The organism is Neorhizobium sp. NCHU2750 (genome assembly GCF_003597675.1).
Lineage (GTDB): Bacteria > Pseudomonadota > Alphaproteobacteria > Rhizobiales > Rhizobiaceae > Neorhizobium.
This window is the reverse complement of record NZ_CP030827.1, coordinates 2,815,039-2,833,101: the sequence shown is the minus strand read 5'-3', so window position 1 is coordinate 2,833,101 and position 18,063 is coordinate 2,815,039. Positions and strand designations below refer to the sequence as shown.

Annotated in this window: 19 protein-coding genes; 7 read left to right on the top strand and 12 right to left on the bottom strand. The window is 61.7% G+C overall.

All coding sequences use genetic code 11. From position 1 onward, the window contains the following. Positions 1 to 23: 23 nt before the first annotated feature. Positions 24 to 1,898 carry a M3 family oligoendopeptidase gene (locus NCHU2750_RS13900; protein ID WP_119943355.1) on the bottom strand — a complete coding sequence of 625 codons (1,875 nt, stop codon included), beginning with the start codon at positions 1,896 to 1,898 and terminating at the stop codon, positions 24 to 26. 179 nt (positions 1,899 to 2,077) lie between these two features. Between NCHU2750_RS13900 and NCHU2750_RS13895 the strand changes: the two genes are divergently transcribed. Next, positions 2,078 to 3,658, top strand: a complete 1,581-nt coding sequence (locus NCHU2750_RS13895; protein WP_502703792.1) for a sigma-54-dependent transcriptional regulator — start codon at positions 2,078 to 2,080, stop codon at positions 3,656 to 3,658. Between the two features lie 247 nt (positions 3,659 to 3,905). Continuing rightward, positions 3,906 to 5,792: a peptidoglycan L,D-endopeptidase MepK gene (locus NCHU2750_RS13890; RefSeq protein WP_119941037.1), complete on the top strand. Its 1,887-nt coding sequence runs from the start codon at positions 3,906 to 3,908 to the stop codon at positions 5,790 to 5,792. A gap of 19 nt (positions 5,793 to 5,811) precedes the next feature. Here the strand turns inward: NCHU2750_RS13890 and NCHU2750_RS13885 are convergent, their stop codons facing one another. The 4 genes from NCHU2750_RS13885 to NCHU2750_RS13870 form a co-directional block, all read right to left on the bottom strand. Then, positions 5,812 to 7,092, bottom strand: coding sequence for a flavin monoamine oxidase family protein (locus NCHU2750_RS13885; protein ID WP_119941036.1), 1,281 nt, complete (start codon positions 7,090 to 7,092; stop codon positions 5,812 to 5,814). A gap of 101 nt (positions 7,093 to 7,193) precedes the next feature. Further along, the gene (locus NCHU2750_RS13880) at positions 7,194 to 7,472 is read right to left on the bottom strand and encodes a DUF2312 domain-containing protein (protein ID WP_119941035.1); all 279 of its coding nucleotides are present in this window, start codon (positions 7,470 to 7,472) and stop codon (positions 7,194 to 7,196) included. 207 nt (positions 7,473 to 7,679) lie between these two features. Then, positions 7,680 to 7,985 carry a DUF1244 domain-containing protein gene (locus NCHU2750_RS13875; RefSeq protein WP_119943353.1) on the bottom strand — a complete coding sequence of 102 codons (306 nt, stop codon included), beginning with the start codon at positions 7,983 to 7,985 and terminating at the stop codon, positions 7,680 to 7,682. 17 nt (positions 7,986 to 8,002) lie between these two features. Beyond that, complete coding sequence (locus NCHU2750_RS13870) at positions 8,003 to 8,806, bottom strand: N-formylglutamate amidohydrolase (protein WP_119941034.1); 804 nt, start codon at positions 8,804 to 8,806, stop codon at positions 8,003 to 8,005. A 271-nt stretch (positions 8,807 to 9,077) separates the two neighbouring features. On the opposite strand from NCHU2750_RS13870, the gene NCHU2750_RS13865 reads away from it, so the two are divergent. Together NCHU2750_RS13865 and pyk are read left to right on the top strand one after the other, a co-directional pair. Then, the gene (locus NCHU2750_RS13865; RefSeq protein WP_502703849.1) at positions 9,078 to 9,512 is read left to right on the top strand and encodes a DUF1036 domain-containing protein; all 435 of its coding nucleotides are present in this window, start codon (positions 9,078 to 9,080) and stop codon (positions 9,510 to 9,512) included. Continuing rightward, positions 9,512 to 10,951, top strand: coding sequence for a pyruvate kinase (pyk, locus tag NCHU2750_RS13860; RefSeq protein WP_119941033.1), 1,440 nt, complete (start codon positions 9,512 to 9,514; stop codon positions 10,949 to 10,951). The genes NCHU2750_RS13865 and pyk overlap by 1 nt, the downstream gene beginning before the upstream one ends. A gap of 66 nt (positions 10,952 to 11,017) precedes the next feature. On the opposite strand, the gene NCHU2750_RS13855 is transcribed toward pyk, so the two are convergent. The 6 genes from NCHU2750_RS13855 to NCHU2750_RS13830 all read right to left on the bottom strand — a co-directional run bounded on the left by NCHU2750_RS13855 (position 11,018) and on the right by NCHU2750_RS13830 (position 14,853). Continuing rightward, on the bottom strand, positions 11,018 to 12,058 hold the full coding sequence (locus tag NCHU2750_RS13855) for an alpha/beta fold hydrolase (protein ID WP_119941032.1): 1,041 nt from the start codon (positions 12,056 to 12,058) through the stop codon (positions 11,018 to 11,020). Positions 12,059 to 12,080: 22 nt separating this feature from the next. After that, on the bottom strand, positions 12,081 to 12,722 hold the full coding sequence (locus tag NCHU2750_RS13850) for a tetratricopeptide repeat protein (protein WP_119941031.1): 642 nt from the start codon (positions 12,720 to 12,722) through the stop codon (positions 12,081 to 12,083). Positions 12,723 to 12,812: 90 nt separating this feature from the next. Beyond that, positions 12,813 to 12,938 carry a type B 50S ribosomal protein L36 gene (ykgO, locus tag NCHU2750_RS13845; protein WP_006726873.1) on the bottom strand — a complete coding sequence of 42 codons (126 nt, stop codon included), beginning with the start codon at positions 12,936 to 12,938 and terminating at the stop codon, positions 12,813 to 12,815. A gap of 129 nt (positions 12,939 to 13,067) precedes the next feature. Then, entirely contained in the window at positions 13,068 to 14,147 is a 1,080-nt protein-coding gene (locus NCHU2750_RS13840) for a 5-(carboxyamino)imidazole ribonucleotide synthase (protein WP_119941030.1), read from the bottom strand. Beyond that, positions 14,144 to 14,638, bottom strand: coding sequence for a 5-(carboxyamino)imidazole ribonucleotide mutase (purE, locus tag NCHU2750_RS13835; protein ID WP_119941029.1), 495 nt, complete (start codon positions 14,636 to 14,638; stop codon positions 14,144 to 14,146). The genes NCHU2750_RS13840 and purE overlap by 4 nt, the downstream gene beginning before the upstream one ends. 11 nt (positions 14,639 to 14,649) lie before the next feature. Continuing rightward, positions 14,650 to 14,853 carry a YdcH family protein gene (locus NCHU2750_RS13830; RefSeq protein WP_119943349.1) on the bottom strand — a complete coding sequence of 68 codons (204 nt, stop codon included), beginning with the start codon at positions 14,851 to 14,853 and terminating at the stop codon, positions 14,650 to 14,652. Between the two features lie 228 nt (positions 14,854 to 15,081). Here NCHU2750_RS13830 and NCHU2750_RS13825 point away from each other — a divergent pair, with 228 nt between their 5' ends. The 3 genes from NCHU2750_RS13825 (at position 15,082) to NCHU2750_RS13815 (ending at position 17,390) form a co-directional block, all read left to right on the top strand. Further along, positions 15,082 to 15,258: a YdcH family protein gene (locus NCHU2750_RS13825; protein WP_119941028.1), complete on the top strand. Its 177-nt coding sequence runs from the start codon at positions 15,082 to 15,084 to the stop codon at positions 15,256 to 15,258. Positions 15,259 to 15,642: 384 nt separating this feature from the next. Next, a complete protein-coding gene (locus NCHU2750_RS13820; RefSeq protein ID WP_119941027.1) occupies positions 15,643 to 16,296 on the top strand; it encodes a thiamine phosphate synthase in 654 nt (217 codons plus the stop codon). An 8-nt stretch (positions 16,297 to 16,304) separates the two neighbouring features. Then, complete coding sequence (locus NCHU2750_RS13815; protein WP_162939622.1) at positions 16,305 to 17,390, top strand: tetratricopeptide repeat protein; 1,086 nt, start codon at positions 16,305 to 16,307, stop codon at positions 17,388 to 17,390. Positions 17,391 to 17,421: 31 nt separating this feature from the next. Here NCHU2750_RS13815 and NCHU2750_RS13810 read toward each other — a convergent pair whose 3' ends face one another. Next, entirely contained in the window at positions 17,422 to 17,718 is a 297-nt protein-coding gene (locus NCHU2750_RS13810; RefSeq protein ID WP_119941025.1) for a hypothetical protein, read from the bottom strand. Positions 17,719 to 18,063: the final 345 nt, after the last annotated feature.

Below are 18,063 nucleotides of genomic sequence, written 5' to 3'. Positions count from 1 at the left end.
CGGCCGTTTGTTGTTTCAGACCCTCAGGCCAGTTCCTTGTCCAGAGCGTCGAGTTCGTCGATCAGGCCTTCGATCATCGACAGGCCCTTGGACCAGAAGGTCGGGTCGGTGGCGTCGAGGCCGAAAGGTTTCAGGAGTTCGGAATGGTGCTTGCTGCCGCCGGCCTTCAGAAGCTCGAAATACTTCTCCTGGAAGCCCGGAGCTGCATTCTGGTAGACCGCGTAAAGCGAGTTCACCAGGCAATCGCCGAAGGCATAGGCATAAACATAGAAGGGCGAGTGGATGAAGTGGGGGATATAGGTCCACCACGTCTCGTAGCCTTCAGAGATCCTGATCGCCGGGCCGAGGCTCTCCTCCTGCACCGACAGCCACAATTCGCCGATCTGCTCGGAGGTCAGTTCGCCTTCCTTACGCGCGGTATGGAGCTTGCGCTCGAACTGGTAGAAGGCGATCTGGCGCACGACCGTGTTGATCATGTCCTCGACCTTCTGGGCCAGCATCGCCTTGCGCTCGTGCTTATCCCTGGTCTTTTCGAGAAGCGCGCGGAAGGTCAGCATTTCACCGAAGACGGAGGCGGTTTCGGCAAGTGTCAGCGGTGTCTGGCACATCAGCGCGCCCTGGCCGCCGGCAAGAACCTGATGCACGCCGTGGCCGAGTTCGTGGGCCAATGTCATGACGTCGCGCGGCTTGCCCAGATAGTTAACCAGAACATAAGGATGGGCCGACGGCACGGTCGGATGGGCAAAGGCGCCCGGCGCCTTGCCTGGGCGGGCGGGAGCATCGATCCACTCCTCGTCGAAGAACCGGCCGGCAATCTTGGCCATGTCGGGTGCGAAGGCACCATAGGCCGAGAGCACGGTTTCCTTGGCGGTCTCCCACGGGATGACGGCCTTCGGTGTTTCGGGAAGCGGGGCGTTGCGGTCCCAGTAGTTCAGCTGGTCCATGCCGAGCCACTTCGCCTTCATTGTATAATAGCGGTGAGACAGGCGCGGATAGGCGTCCTGAACGGCGGCCGCCAGCGCGTCGACCACTTCGCGCTCGACGCGGTTCGCCAGATGCCGGCTATCGGCGATATCATCGAAACCGCGCCAGCGGTCCGAGATATCCTTGTCCTTGGCGAGCGTGTTGGTGATCAGGGTGAAGACGCGCAGGTTGTCGCCGAATGTCTTCGACAAGGCGGCTGCGGCCTTGGCGCGGGCGGCCGGGTCTGCTTCCTGCAACATGTTGAGGGTGACTTCGAGCGGCTGCATCTCGCCATCGAGATCGAAGCGCAGTTCCGCCATTGTCTCATCGAACAGGCGGTTGAAGGCCGCAGCGGATGTCATCGACTTTTCGAGGAAAAGCTGTTCCAGCTTGTCGTCCAGCTGAAAGGGCTTGTCCTTTCTTAAGTCCACGATCCAGGGGCGGTAGTGGCCGGCCACCGGATCACGATCCATGCAGGCATCCATCGTCGCGTCGTCGACGCGGTTGAGTTCGAGCGCAAAGAACAGAAGATGCGCGGATATGTCGGTCAATCGTGCCTGGGCGTCACCGAAGAACTTGCCATTGGCCGGGTCGGTCGTATCGGAAAAATAGGTGAGGCCGGCGAAGGAGCCGATCTTGCCGATGAGCTCGTCGAGCGCCTCGTATTCCTGCAAGGCTTCGCCGATACCGCCGGCACCGATCTTCGTGGCGGCCTCGGCAAGCTTGCCCTTCCACTTGGCTTCGAAAGCGATCGCTTTGGTTTCCGATGTCTTGAGGTCTTCTTTGAACGCATCGGCATCTCTGGAGGCATAGAGATCGGAAAGCTTCCAGACGGGAAGAAGACCGAGCGCGGAGTCACTCGCCGCCTTGCCGGAGCCGCCGCCCGCGGTCGATGCGGCAAGGACATTTGTGGACTGCGCAGAGCGTTTCGTCATGGTCATTCCTTTCACTCAACTGGGCACTCAAATTGCTGGCAGAGAGGTAGCATTTCGGCCTCCCCGTCGCCACCCGTCCGTTTTCCGTCCAGACGGTTAAAATGTGAGCTTTTCTCAAAAGGGGATGTTCAAGCCTTTCTGGCACAACCTTGAGCATAAGAGCCCGCAAAGGGTGCACGATGAACGTTGCCGGGAGTTCAAGCATGTCTGCTCATATCCTCGTGGTCGATGACGACCCCATTCAGCGCCGCCTTTTGAAGAACGCGATCGAGCGGCAGGGTTATGTCGCGCATCTGGCCGAAAACGGACGGGTCGCGCTCGACTTCCTCAGCCGTACCAGCGGTGACATCAATGTCATCGTGCTCGACCTGATGATGCCGGAAATGGACGGGCTGACCTTCCTCGCCGCACTGCGCGAGATGGGGATCGCCACGCCGGTGATCGTCCAGACGGGACAGGGCAGCATCGAATTCGTCGTGCAGGCGATGCGGGCCGGCGCCTTCGACTTCGTCGTCAAGCCGGTGTCGCCGGAAAGGATCGCGACCTCGATCGCCAATGCGCTCAAGCTCGATCACCGCGAAGGCAAGGCCAGGGCCGGCCGCCGCCGCGCCGGCGTCGTCGGGTTCAACGACATCGTCTCGGCAAGCCCGGACATGCTGCGCGTGATTGATCTGGCACAGCGTGCCGCCCATTCCAATATTCCGGTGGTCCTCGAGGGTGAGTCCGGCGTCGGCAAGGAAATGATTGCGCGGGCCATCCAGTCGGCCAGTGACCGCGCCGGCAAGCCGTTCATCACCGTCAACTGCGGCGCCATTCCGGCCAATCTGGTCGAGAGCATCCTGTTCGGTCACGAAAAGGGAGCGTTTACCGGTGCTACCGAACGTCACACCGGCAAGTTCGTCGAAGCCGATGGCGGCACGCTTTTCCTCGACGAGATCGGCGACCTGCCGCTCGAAGTGCAGGTGAAGCTGTTGCGCGCCGTACAGTCGGGCGAGATCGAGACGGTGGGTGCAGGTCGCGTCCATAAGGTCAATGTGCGGCTGATTTCAGCCACCAACAAGGACCTGATCGAAGAGGTTCGCGCCGGGCGCTTCCGCGAGGATCTCTATTATCGCCTCAACGTCTTCCCGATCACCATTCCGGCGCTGCGTCGTCGCAAGGAAGATATCCCGCATCTGGTTCGGGTCTTTGCCGAGCGTTTTTCGCTGGAACAGAAGCTGCCGCAGAACCTCGGCGTCAGTGCCGGAGCGCTTGCGCTTCTGACCGCCTATGATTGGCCGGGCAATATCCGGCAGCTGGAAAATGCCATCTTCCGGGCCATCGTCCTGGCGGAAGGCGATGAGCTGACGGAACTCGATTTCCCGCAGATCGCCGCACAGGTGCCGGAATTCCGCTCTGCCGAGCTTGCCGCGACCGCCGTCGGCACGCCGATTGCGCTGGAGACGCCGGTCGTCCGCACATTCTCGCCGGAGCCGGGTTTCCCGCAGCCGATGATGCCGCCGCGCCCGAACCGGCCGGACCCGCGGGCGTTGCTCGCTGCCGCCTATCCGCAAGAAAACATCATCGTCAGCACCGACGATACCGGAGAGGTGCGCAAGCTTGCCGATGTCGAGGAGGAGCTGATCCGCTTCGCGCTGAAATTCTACCGCGGCCAGATGAGCCAGGTTGCGCGCAAGCTCGGCATCGGCCGCTCGACGCTCTATCGCAAGCTGAAGGATTACGGCATCGATCCGGACGATCCGCTCAAGGAAGCGGCCTGAGCCGAGACTATGGGGAAGCCCTGGCCATAGCGCCGGGGCTTGCTCGATTAGAGAGAGTTAATTTTCACGCAAGCGAAGCATGGCAATTTCTGTCAATCTCTCTTTAGCACATCATTGACTATAGGAGAGATCGTTGTACACCTGTGGCATATTTGCCATCGTGTGACCGCAATTGTCAGTCATTGAGACGACGAGGGACGTTGTCTGCCGGACGGGGATCGCTTTGCCTGAATTGAATGCAAAAGAAATGCCCTCGAGGACTTCCTCGGGCACGAGCGTTCAAAGTCTCGCTCTCAGAGCCTTTCAATCGCTGGCTCGGCGTGCCGCGACGGCTGTGGCAATTGCAGTGCTTGCCGCCCTTTCCTGGTCTGCCTGCGTTGCCGATGCGGCCGCCGAAGACCGCAGCCTCAAGCTCTATTTCATCCATACCGGCGAGAAGGCGGTCATCACCTTCAAGCGCAACGGCCGTTTCGATCCCAAGGGGCTGGCGCAGCTGAACCAGTTCCTGCGCGACTGGCGCAAGAACCAGCCGACCAAGATGGACCCCCGCCTGTTCGATCTCGTCTGGGAAGTCTATCGCCGCAGCGGCGCGACGGACTATATCCACGTGGTTTCCGCCTTCCGTTCTCCCGACACCAACAACATGCTGCGGACCCGCACGCGCTATACCGGTGTTGCCAAGAACAGCCAGCACATGCTCGGCAAGGCGATGGATTTCTATATTCCCGGCGTGAAGCTTGCGACGCTCAGGGCACTTGCCATGCAGATGCAGGTCGGCGGCGTCGGCTTCTATCCGACATCCGGTTCGCCCTTCGTGCATCTCGATGTCGGCGGCGTGCGTGCATGGCCGCGGATGAGCCGCGAGGAACTCGTGAAGATCTTCCCGAAGGGCCATACGCTGCATCTGCCCGCCGACGGCCAGCCGCTGCCGGGTTATGAAGAGGCCTTGGCCGACTACAAGAAGCGCGTCGGTGCCGATTCGATCCAGATCGCCTCTACGGCCGGTGGCGCACCGGCTGCCAAGCGCCGAGGTTTCTTCGCCAGCCTGTTCGGCGGCGGCGGTGCCGACGAGGAAGAGGATAACGGCGAAAGCGCTGCCCCGGTCGTGGCCTCGCGGTCTCCCGGCCCGGCAGTACGGCCCGGCGATGCCGGTGATGACGATGCTCCTGCGGCCGTTGCTGCGCCAGGCGCCCCGGCTGCGCCCACTGCACCTGTCGCGCTTGCTTCCGTGCAGCCGCAGCAGCAGCCTGATATGATCGCGCCGCCTGTTCCGGCATCGCGTCCGGCATTCCGCCAGGACGGCCCGGGCGCGCTTGCGACCGCTCTTTATTCGCAGCAGCGCAATCCGGCGCAGGAAGCGCTTGCGATGCAGGCGTCCGCGCCCGTGCCGCAGGGTGACGGTTTCGCCGATCTGTCCAACTATTCCATTCCCGTCCCGACGCTGCTTGGCGGCCGCGGTGCAAACCGCGACGCGGGTACGGCGGCTATGACGGCTTCGCTCGGCAATGTGCCTGTACCGCTCGAACAGATGGCAAGCGTGCCCGTGCCGACCCATCGTCCCGGTGCCGGTCAGGTAGCGGTGGCTGCGCCGACCATCGGCGTTCCATCCGAGCGGCCTCAGGGTCAGACACGGGAGCAGAGCTTGACGCCCGAGCTGGTGGCGGCTCTGTCGCGCAGCATGGATGACGATCGCAAGCCGGCCGTGGCCGCAGCGAATGTCCGCCCGGTTGCCAATGTGGCTCCTCAGGCCGCGCAGGCGGCTGCCCCGGCTCGCAAGCCGGTGGAAGTCGCGTCGCTGCCGAAGAGGGGCAGCCAGCCGGCCGTTACAGGGCAGTTCGGCGACGGCTTCGATACGCCGAAATGGGTCGCGGCAGCCGCTGCTGCGGTGCCGACCAAGGGCGGTCGCACGACGAAGCCCGATACCGCTGCTGCTCCGGGATCTTTGACCAAGGACGCGCTGGAAAAATGGGCGCTGGACAACAAGCGGTCCGGCGACGTCGTTTCGATGAAGGCGCCGCGCGTTGTGACGCGCACGATCGACGGCCAGTCTTCGTCGGTCTATGCCAGCGACGGTTTCCATCCGGTATCGGATACGGTGGCGATCGATCCCGGCCGTTTCAGCGGTTCGAACTGAGTTTCACCAGTAGTCGAGTTTACTCTTGCCGATGGCCCAAGGCGGCGAGCACGGATTTTGCCGCCTCCCGTCCTGCGACGATCGCGCCTTCGACATAGCCCGGAAATGACGGCGACAGTTCCGAACAGGCGAAATGCAGCCGCGGCAAGCCTTCAAGCAGCACGTCCTCCGCATCCGCCGCATCGAGATCGGTGATGACGTCGCTATAGGCGCCGTCGCTCCAGGCGTCGTTGACCCAGTCGCGCATGCAGGTCGATGTAGGGTGCGCGGCGTCATCGCCGAGCGCTGCGGTGAGTTCGCCAATGACGAAGGCCACGAGATCGGCCTGCGGCTTGCGGTGCCATTCTGACGCCAGCGGCCCGCCGAGGAAGACGACGATGCCGCAATAGGCGTCGTGGCTGGTATCGAAGGCGTACATGCCCTGCGGATCGCTCCAGATGACGGAGCCGCTCAGGCCCCTGTCGCGCCAGAACGGGCGCTCGTAACCGATCAGCAGCTTGATGGCGCAACCCGGTTCCCAGGCGGCCAGTGCCTTTTGCAAGGGGGCAGGGAGCGCAGGGGAGATCTCGATCCGCCTTGCCATGACGGGCGGGACTGCGAGAATGACCTGGCGTGCGGTTATGGCCTGGCCGTTGATGTCGACCTCGATACTGTCGTCCATCATGGTAATCGAGGTGGCGGGAGCCGACAGTCGCAGGCGGTCGCCGAGCGGTGCCGCGAGCGCTTCCGCCAAGGCATGCATCGTATCGCCGAGGAACATTTCGAGCTCGGGATAGACATTGGTGATGCGCCGATCGTTGGAGACGAGATAGGCGAGCGATACGTCCTCGGGCGCGCGGCACCAGAGGCCCTTGACCAGGCGGCGGAAGGAGCCGGTGATCTCGGGGGCAATATCTGTCTGGCGGTCGATCCACTGGCCGACCGTCAGGCGGGCAAGCGAGGGATCGCTCATGTCGAGCGCCAGCATTTTCTCCCGCAGCTGCTCGACGCCATCCCAGATAGCTTCTCCGGCTTCAGGCGGGATGGCGGGACGATAGGACTGCTCACCTTCAGTGCTGGAGCGTACGATGCGTGCACCGTGCCGGTGCGCGACCTCGACGAGGTTGACCATGTCGCGGCAGAGGAACTGGCCGCCGGTATCGACCCGCGTGCCATCGGGTAGAAAATCCGATTCCACCCGGCCGCCGACGCGGTGGCGGGCCTCGACGGTGATCACGTCGCATCCGGCCTCGATCAGGGCGCGGGATGCCGCAAGGCCGGTAAAACCGGCGCCGACGACGATGACATCGTGATCTGCCATGGGTTTCTCACGCAAAGAGAGGTTATGCTCAGATATGCGGCGGGTGCCTGCCGGCTGACGGCATGAAAAAGCCCGCCTTGGGGGCGGGCTTTAAAAGCGGATCAGGCGGCTTCTTCCTCGTCGGTCGGTGCGCCGGGGATCATGCCGAGGGCGCTCAGATAGGTGTCGAGGATCAGGTCCTCTTCCATGCGCTCCTGGTCATCCTTCTTGCGAAGGGCGATGACCTTTTTCATGATCTTGGTATCGTAACCCATCGACTTGGCTTCGCCATAGACGTCCTTGATGTCGTCGGCGATGGTCTTCTTTTCTTCTTCCAACCGTTCGATGCGCTCGACAAAGGCGCGGAGTTGGTCGCGGGCGACGCCATGAGCATCAGACATCGGGGTCTCCTGATAGTGAAAGTGTCTCTTAAGAGCCTTTCCACCTTCCTTCGAAAGGCGAAACCGCTCTGTCTTCCTGTGCAATGCAATTCCGAACACAAGACCGTTGCCGCTCTCGGTCGGATTGCTTTCAAGTGATGGTCAAGTGCCGAAAAGCGGGCCGGAGGTCAAGCCCAATCAATCACGGCTGCCATTTAGCCCTGATCATCAATGGTCCGGCTTGTTGGCGTCGAATGCGGCTTTTTGAGCGTCGCTTGCCTCTTTCTGGTGGAGGTTCTTCCAGTCCTCATAGGGCATGCCGTAGACGATCTCGCGCGAGGCATCCCTGGAAAGGTCGATGCCGGCGTCTGTCGCCGCATCCTTGTACCAGTTGGACAGGCAGTTGCGGCAAAAGCCCGCGAGGTTCATCAGGTCGATATTCTGGACGTCGGTGCGCTCGCGCAGATGATTGACGAGGCGGCGGAAGACGGCCGCCTCGAATTCGGTCTGCTGCTCTTTCGTCAGTTCGGTCATGCTTGCGCCTTTCCGGATCATTTCTCGGATGCAGGGTATGGGCCGGTCCGCGACGGGAAGATCCTGTATTCGTGCAGCATCGGATCGGCATTGAGGGCGGTGAAGATCGGTGCCAGCCTTGACGCCCAGGCATCCATGCCGGCCTCGTCGCCGATCAGGTCCTGACGCACTTCCAGAAGCGCATGGGGGATGCCGGGCACCATGCAGTGGCGATACATGGTATCGCCCTTTAGCGCGCCGTCATAGGGTTCGTTATCGCCGACGACGATATCGCCGGGCTGCCGCAGCATTTCAAGAAAAGGCGTCACCGCCCGGTCGTCGCTGTCCCATAGGACGGCGGCATGCCAGGGACGGGCGAAATCCTTCCAGAAGGGCGTGAAGGAATGCAGCGAGAGCACAAGCGGTGCCCTGTCGGATGCGGCAGCCGTCGCCCTGATCGTGTTGTCGACCGCCTGATGGTAGGGGCGATGATAGGTGTCGAGCCGGCGCTGCCATTCCTCGTCGGTGATCGGATGGTTTCCGGGAATGATCGCGCCGTCGGAAATCTTCATGATCAGGGTCGGATCGTCCTCGCCGCGGTTCGGGTCTATCAGCAGGCGGGAGAAGCAGCCGAGTACGGCGGGAACGCCGAGCATGGCGGCCAGCCGGCGGGTCATGCCCTCGACGCCGATGTCATAGGCGATGTGGCGGAGGAAGGCGCTATCGGGCAGTCCGAGGCTGCCATAGGAGGCCGGGAGACGGTTCATCGCATGGTCGGCGAGAAGCACCATGCCCTTGTCATAGTCGCCGTCTATAATTTCGAAAGATTGGAAATTTTGCATGCTGGCGTTCAATTCAAACGATTATTTTGTGACTTCGGTGATCGCATGGCACCGGTTCAGGCGCAAGAGCAGAGGCCTGAAACTGCCAAAAAGCAAGGGCATGCAGGGCTATAGAGCAATTTTGAACAGGTCCAGCGTCAGGGCGCCGCAATCAACCAGAGCTTCGTTGACTTTCTGCCCCTTCCGCGCGAGAAAGTGCCTCCACGATAACCATGGAGTCCTGACGGAAACCGTGCCGATAAAATCCATCAAAATTTATCTCCGTTCGCTCATTTCCGTTCCGGCGGGTGCTTTTGCCTTATGTGCTGGTGGCCCGCTTCTACTGGCTTCTCCAGCTCACGCGGATTTCCGCGTTTGCAATGGCACGCAGAACCTTGTCGGCGTCGCTATCGGCTATCGTGCCCAAGATGGTTGGAATACCGAAGGATGGTGGCAGGTTCCTGCTTCCACCTGCGCGACGCTGATCGAAGGGGAACTGAAGTCACGATATTATTATCTTTATGCCGAGGATGCTGCCCGAGGCGGGCGGTGGACCGGCAATATCAATATGTGCGTCGCCGAGAATGAATTCAAAATCGTCGGCGTAAACGATTGTTTCACCCGTGGCTACCAGCGCATGGGTTTCAAAGAGTATGACACGGGTCGTCAGGGAAGCTGGATGGTCCAGCTTTCAGACACGCCCGGTACGCAAGAAGGCCAAAATTGATGAGGCGTAACCGCAAAGTAAAGATCCTTGCCACGCTCGGCCCGGCATCTTCCGAAGAGGAGATGATCCTGAAGCTGCACGAGGCAGGGGCAGACCTGTTCCGCATCAACATGAGCCATGCCAGCCATGACATGATGCGCACCCTGATCTCGCGCATCCGCTCTGTTGAGAAGAAGTCCGGCAGACCGATCGGCATCCTCTGCGACCTGCAGGGACCGAAACTCCGCGTCGGCAAGTTCGCCAACACGAAAGTGACGCTCGCTCCGGGCCAGACGTTCACGCTCGACAACCGCGACGAGCCGGGTGACGAAACCCGCGTCTTCCTTCCGCATCCGGAAATCCTCGAAGCCGTCAAGCCCGGCCACCGTCTGTTGATCGACGACGGCAAGCTGGCACTGAAGGCTGTCGAGGCGGACGGCACGAAGATCGTCTGCACCGTCGTTGCCGGCACCAGCATTTCCGACCGCAAGGGCGTCAGCCTGCCCGACACCATTCTTACAGCCGGTGTTCTGACCGCCAAGGATCGCGCCGATCTCGATGCCGTTCTCGCCACCGAAGATGCCGACTGGGTCGCGCTTTCCTTCGTGCAGCGTCCGGAAGATCTCGCCGAAGTGCGCAAGATCGCCCGTGGTCGCGTCGGCATCATGTCGAAGATCGAGAAGCCGCAGGCGCTCGAGCGCATCGATGAGATCATCGAGCTTTCCGATGCCGTGATGGTTGCCCGCGGCGACCTTGGCGTCGAAATGCCGATCGAAATGGTGCCCGGTATCCAGAAGCAGCTGACCCGCGCCTGCCGCCGCGTCGGCAAGCCGGTCGTCGTCGCCACCCAGATGCTGGAATCGATGATCACCGCGCCGGTTCCGACCCGCGCTGAAGTCTCCGACGTATCGATCGCCGTTTTCGAAGGTGCTGACGCCGTCATGCTGTCGGCGGAATCGGCCTCCGGTCAGTATCCGGTCGAAGCGGTGTCGATGATGGCGTCGATTGCCCGCCAGGTCGAGCAGGATCCGCTTTTCCCGAGCATCATCTACTCGCAGCGTGCCACGCCGGAAGCAACCGGTGCCGATGCCATCTCGCTTGCGGCCCGCCAGATCGCCGAAACGCTGAAGGCTGCCGCAATCGTCACCTACACGTCGTCCGGCACGACCGGCCTGCGCGCCTCGCGCGAACGTCCCAACGTGCCGATCCTGGCGCTGTCGCCGAATGTCAAGACGGCTCGCCGTCTCGCCGTCTGCTGGGGCCTGCACTGTGTCGTCACCCATGACGCAACCGATCTCGACGACATGGTGAACCGCGCATGCCGCATCACCGCGCGCGAAGAATTCGGCAAGCCGGGCGACCGCATCATCATCTCGGCCGGTGTGCCGCTCGGCACGCCGGGCTCCACCAACATGCTGCGTATCGCCTATATCGGTGCCGATGGCGTGACCGGCGCCTGATCAGGCCTCGATGCGAAGAGATTGAAAGACGGCCGGAGCAATCCGGCCGTTTTTTTGTTGGGCAGGTCAGGATTGTTTTAACGCCGAGCGGATCGCGATCTGCTCCGTGGCAGCACCTCCGGCCAGCCTTGCTTCGGCCTCCCGGGCAAGGCCGTCAAGATCATGAGGCTCACCCGATAAATTTTCGATGGCGGCGACCACGAGGTCGGTCACGACGTAATCCGGCTTGTGGCCAAGGCCGCGGACGGTGACCAGTTGCGAGCCGGCAATGTCGCGGGCCAGGCCCTCCGAATGGATTTCTCGCAATACGATCGGGTCGCTGTCGCCGGTGATGATCACGGTCGGTGCCTTGATCTCGCGGTAACGCGGCGCGATGCGGGTGACGTAGCCGTGGAGATTGGCGACATCGATGGCGTTGTTGCGAAAGTTTTCCGGCCGCAGCACAAGAGCAGGGGCGCCTTCGTCGAGATAGCAATCGCGGCGGCGGTTGGGGCTGAACACGGCCTTGGTCGCCGCATCCATGCGCATCAGGCCGGCGGGGAGGCTGATGAGGCGGGTGAACCACCAGCCGAGAACGGGCGTTGCCGCGACCCGGTAATACCAGTCGACGCCGCCCGGCCAGGGATGCGTGGCGGGCGCGAGGAAGAGTAGGCCTGCGGTCTTTTCCGGATGGAAGACGGCAAAGCTTGCGGCAATCGCGCCGCCGAAGGAATGACCGACGATGATGGCGCGGTCGATGCCCTTCTTCTCCATCAGTCTCGCGATTGCGGCCGCCTGCCCGTCTGGAAAGCCGTTTTCCGGGCCGCCACGCTCGGAATAGCCGTGGCCGGGGCGATCGACGAAGAGAAGCTCGGCTCGGCCCTCCAACGCGCTGCGGAAGGCTGCCTCCTGGTCGCGCAGATTGCCGCTGGCGCCGTGGATAAAGACGATCGGTGGAAGCGTTGGGGAGGGCGGCCCGGGCAGATGCTGCGCGTTGATGCTGAAGGTGCCGAGATCTGTCAGTTCGCCGTGTCTGGGGAATCGACCGGAGATGCCGGCGGACTTCAAGGCGGTGAACGCGAGGCCGGCGAGGATGATGATTATAAGAATGGCAAGCAGGACGATCATGCTGGGCGGGCCGGTATGGCGCTCACGTGCGGCTACCAGCGATCTTTTCGGACAGCTTGTCGACGGCTTCCTGTGCGTCCTTGTCGGCCGGGTAGACGTCGAGATAGCGTTCCCAGGCCTTGAGCGCGAGCTGGTCGTCGCCGGCTTCGGTGAGGATCGCTGCCATGCCTGCAAGGGCGCCGAAATGACGTGGCTCGCGCTTCAGCACTTCAGCGATATCGGCCATCGACTTGCGGCTGTCGCCCATGGCGTAATGCAGCGTCGCGCGCCGGTTCCAGCCTTCCGCATAATCCGGATCGATCAGCGTCACGCGGTCGAGGAAATCGAGCGCTGCCGCGTTGTTCTTCTTCTTGATGGCATCGGCAGACCACTGCATCAGCAGATTGACCGTCGGGCTGCCCGAATCGTTCATCTCGGCAATGATCTGGTGGGCGATATTGCGCGCTTTTTCCGCATTGGGTTCGCGCTTCAGCGCCTCGAAGAGCTTGTCGAGAGGTTTTTGCGCCTGCGCGGTCGTGTCAGCCGATTCTGGTACGGGCGATTCTGGTGTGGGCGACTGCTGACCGCTTACCATAGGCGGCAATGGTTGCGGCGCCTGTGCATGGGCAGCCGACGCCAGTGTCGTCAGGATCAGGAATGGGGTGCCCAAAAGCAAATAGCGCATCCGGATAAGCTAATCCGGATGCGCTAAAGGTCAAAGCAGAATTGTCGCTCTATCGACAATTTGATTGCCGGCCGAAGCCGGCAGTCGCAATCAGCCCTGGCGAGCCTTGAAGCGCGGGTTCTGCTTGTTGATGATGTAAATGCGGCCCTTACGGCGAACCAGACGGTTGTCGCGGTGACGAGCCTTCAGCGCCTTAAGCGAGTTCTTGATCTTCATTGTACTGGTCCAGCAGTCTGTGGGCTCAAAGAGCCGCTTGTCTCTAACAATCGAAAGCGCGCCGCCTAGTCCTTAAGATCAAGGGCGCGCCTCAGGTTGGCGTGCAGATAACCCGAGGCTTTGTCCATGTCAACCTTGTGACGAGGTTTTCCGGCCTTTCAGTTCGGTGACATGCCCCATTTTCCGGCCCGGACGGGCTTCCGCCTTGCCGTAAAGATGAACGAGCACGTCCTTCTTCCCGAGCCATTCCGGCACGGCGAGAATGTCGTCGCCGATCAGGTTGGTCATGACGCAATCGGAATGGCGGTCGGGATTGCCGAGCGCAAAGCCTGCAACCGCGCGCATATGCTGCTCGAACTGCGAGACGACACAGGCGGCCTCCGTCCAGTGGCCGGAATTGTGGACGCGCGGGGCGATCTCGTTGGCGATCAGCGTGCCGTCGGCCATGGCGAAGAATTCCATGCCGATGACTCCGACGTAATCAAGTGCGGCCAGCAGCTTCTCGGCGGCCTCGCGGGCCGTCTTCGCGGTAGCAGAGCTGATATTGGCCGGCAGGGTGGAGGTGTCGAGAATGCCGTTGCGATGGACGTTTTCGGCCGGATCGTAGCTTTCGATCGTGCCGTCCTTGGCGCGGGCGGCGATGATCGAAATTTCGCGCTCGAAGGGCACGAAGCTTTCGAGGATAAGGGGCACGGAGCCGAGTGCCTCATAGGCGCCGGCGGGTGAGTCGCTGGCCGAGCGGAAAACGCGCTGGCCCTTGCCGTCATAACCGAGGCGGCGGGTCTTCAGCACGCCCTTGCCGCCGAAATCGGCAAGGGCTGCTTCGAGATCCTGCTGGCTATCGATGGCATGGAAGCGGGCGGTCGCGATGCCGCAGCTGTTGAGGAAACGCTTTTCGACCAGCCGGTCCTGCGCGACTTCGAGCGCCTTGGACGGCGGATAGACCGGCACGCCGCGTTCCAGGGTCTGGGCGGCGGAGACCGGTACGTTCTCGAACTCGTAAGTGACGACATCGCAGCGTTCGGCCAGTTCGGCGAGCGCCTTTATGTCGTCATAGGCTGCGGTGATCTGTTCGTTGGCGACCTGGGCTGCCGGGCAGTCGGCCTGCGGCTCCAGAATGATGGTGCGCAGGTTCAGCCTTGCCGCCGCCATGGCGAGCATGCGGCCGAGCTGGCCGCCGCCGATAATGCCGATCGTCTGCATGCTCATGCTTCATCCATCGGGTATTCGGCGACCGCTGCGCTCTGGCGGGCGCGCCATTCATCGAGCCTGTAGGCGATGTCCTCGTCGGAGAGCGCTAGGACGGCGGCGGCTAGAAGGGCGGCGTTGACCGCGCCGGCGCGGCCGATGGCGAGCGTGCCGACCGGAATGCCGGCCGGCATCTGGACGATCGAGAGCAGGCTGTCCTGGCCGGAGAGTGCCTTGGACTGGACCGGCACGCCGAAGACCGGCAGCGGCGTCATCGAGGCGGCCATGCCTGGCAGGTGAGCGGCGCCACCGGCGCCGGCGATGATGACCTGGAAGCCCTCGTCGCGCGCGCCCTTGGCGAAATTGAACAGGCGCTCGGGCGTGCGGTGTGCTGAAATGATGCGTGCCTCGTAGTCGATCTCGAGCGCATCGAGGGTTTCGGCAGCGTTCTTCATGGTTTCCCAGTCGGACTGGCTTCCCATGATGATGGCGACGGGTGGTGTCTCGGCCATGTCAAACGTTCCTAGGCGATGATGTCGGGCAGGATCTGGTCTTCGAGCTGGCTCATCTTGTCCTTGATGGCGAGCTTCTTCTTCTTCATGCGCTGGACGCGCAGAGCATCGCAGCCAACCTGAACCATGGCGTTGATGGCGGCATCGTAATCTTCATGCTCCTGCCGGAGCTTTGCCAGCGCCAGCCGGATATCCGCCTGTTCCTGATCGGCCATGTCTTTGGTCCCCATAAAGATCCGGGCTTGTGACCCGGCCCGGCTTAATGCGCAAGCTCCTACCATCAAACCGCGTTAACTGGAAGTTAGCTGAAGCCACGAATTTGCCGCGCTCTTGTCACGAAAACACCTTCGACAAACGCGGCCGATCGTGTCACACTCCCGTCGTAAACCTGAAGCTTCGGCCGATGGGATGGCCGGAGCAGGCAATAAGGAAGGACATGCCACATGACCATCCAGGCTCATATAGCATCGCTTGAAAAGAAGCATGGCGCTCTTGAGGAGGAGCTCCAGACGATTCTTTCGTCTCCCTCCACCGATGATCACAAGATTGCTGATCTCAAGCGCCGCAAGCTGCGTATCAAAGACCAAATGCAGCGGCTGAAGGCGACAACGCGCCATTAAGGCCAGCTAGTAGAGCCTGCCGCCGATCTCGATGTTTTGGATGAGATCCACAGGGCGGCCAAAAAACCCAACCTTTTCTGGTCGTGGTTCATGTGGGCCACGGCCAGAATCGTTTCAGGGCCTGGTTTTGCGCGATGCGCACCACTCATATCCCGACTTTTTTATTCTCGAGCCGTTCTGTCTTTGCCGTTACCGAGATCGAGCCCACGCTGCGCAGGACGATCCCACCTGAAGAGAACGATGCGCCAGACGCCTCTGTTGCCGGCCAGCGGTGAGGGGGTGTTGATCCTTCACCCTGTCCGGTCTATCGAATTGGCGCTAAGAAATCGGAGCGGGGGCCTATGGCATTTTCCCGCGCTGCGCTGAGAATGATCGGATAAGAACATGACAGAACCGGAAGACCGCTGCCGCCTCGTGCTGATCGTACCGGATGATGCCGATGCCGATCGTCAGGCAAAGCTGCTTGCCGAGGCACTGTCGGGTGGTGACGTCGCTTCCGTCATGCTGCCGCAATATGATCTCGATGACCAGGCGTTCCAGAAGCGGGCAGAGGTTCTCGTGTCGATCATCCAAGATGCAGGCGCTGCCGCGATCATTTCCGGCGACAGCCGGGTTGCCGGGCGCGCCAAGGCGGATGGCCTCCATCTTGCCGGTTCGCTGGAGGAACTCGGCGAGGCGATCGAGAAGTTTACGCCCAAGCTGATCGTCGGGGCAGGCGGTGCGAGCGAGCGTCATACGGCGCTGGAAATCGGCGAGCTGCGCCCGGACTACATTTTCTTCGGTCGGTTCGACGGCGACATCAAGCCGGAAGCGCATCCGAAGAATGTCGCGCTTGCCGAATGGTGGGCCTCGATGATCGAGATCCCCTGCATCGTGATGGGCGGCAGCGATGCCGAATCGGTGGTGGTTGCGGCTGAGAGCGGTGCAGAATTCGTGGCGCTGCGGACGGCGGTTTTTGCCCACCCGGAAGGCCCTGCTGCAGCCGTTGCGCGCGCCAATGCGCTGCTCGACGAAAAAGCGCCACGGTTTGAGGATTGATGGTTCGCATGCCATCGAACCTTCACCCCTCGTCACGTCCGCTGACGATCGCTGCAGTCCTGTCAATCCTCGCCATGGCGGGGACATCGGCGCATGCGCAGCCGCAATCGAATCGTGCCGTGACACGACCTCTCGAATCGCAGGCCGGCAAGATCGAGCAGGACGAACAGCCGGATGGTATCGTGCCTTCCGGTGGTGTCAGCCTCTACGAGCGCATGGGCGCGACCCTGCCGCCGCTGCCGCCGGAAAAGAAATATACGGGCCCGATCGACGAGGCCTATGGTGCCTATCAGCGCGGGCTCTACGTGACGGCGCTGGCAATGGCGCTTGACCGGGCGCAGAAGGGCGACGCCACGGCCCAGACACTGGTTGCGGAGATGATGACGCGCGGGCTCGGCATTGCGCGCGACGCGAAGTCCGCCGCATTCTGGTACGGGCAGGCGGCGGAACACGGCGACCCGGCGGGAATGTTCGAATACGCGCTTGTGCTGATGCGCGGGCGTGACGTCCCCCAGGACAAGAAGAAGGCCGATGATTACATGCGTCGCGCCGCCGAGGCTGGCAATTCATCGGCCGAATTCAACTGGGCACAGATCCTGATTTCGGAAAATCCCGGAGATAGAGGCCTCGAACTGGCGCTGCCCTTTTACGAGAAATCCGCCGAGCAGGGCGTTGCCGATGCGCAATATGCGGTGTCGCAGCTTTATAGCAGCCTGAAAAGCGTGCCGCCGGAAAAGAAGGCGCAGGCGCGCATGTGGCTGGAGCGTGCCGCCAAGGCCGGCTACGACACGGCACAGCTCGACATGGGCATCTGGTATGTCAATGGTGTCGGCGGCGAGCGGGACTATGACAAGGGTTTCGAGTGGCTGAGGATCGCGGCGCTGCGCGGCAATGTCGTCGCCCAGAACAAGCTCGCCTATCTCTATATCAACGCGCTCGGAACGCGACCCAACCCGGTCGAGGCGGCCAAGTGGTATGTGCTGTCGCGCCGGGCGGGGTTGCAGGATGCCGGTCTCGAGGACTTTTTCCTCGGGATCGAGGACGATCAGCAGAAGCAGGCGATCGACCTGGCCAACAAGTTCCAGCGCAAGTGATTCCAGCGTAAGTGATCGTCTCAATTCACCATCAGGCGGGGTGAGCCGCGGCCAGCGCAAAGAGCGCCTGACGGATGATCAGGCCGTGGCCGATCGTCAAGGCGAAGATCACGGCGAGCCAGATCAAGGCATAGCGACCCTGATGGTTCAGCGCATTGGGATTGATCATCGGTACGATGAAGAAGATGGCGGTTGCGAGCAGCATTGCTGCCGGCAGGGCGAACAGCGATGCGGAAGCCGCCGGAAGTGCCGACCACAGCCCGAGCGACAGGAATGTCATGATGACGAACATTCCGAGGCTGATGAAAAAGGGGATGGGCATGCGCATTGGCCAAGTCTCCGACGTCTGTTTGTCTTCCTTTCGCAGGCTGTGCGGCGAATGACAACACTAAAGCAGGTCGCGATCTTTCAGATTCGCTGACCGTGCTTTAGCTGTCTGTTTTTGGCATGTCTTTATCCCGAAACCGGTGACCACTTTCGGGAGACATGCTGTAGATCATCCTTTGTGCATGCGAATGGACGCACAAAGGATGATCCAAATTTTTCAAATCTGCGCATCGTGCTCCGCGAAAATCGATTCGGATTTTCGGGCCGATGCTGTGCGGTCCACTTGGACGACTTGAATTTACCGGCAATTTGTGGTCTTGAAGCCGCCCAATCAACAAAATCAGTC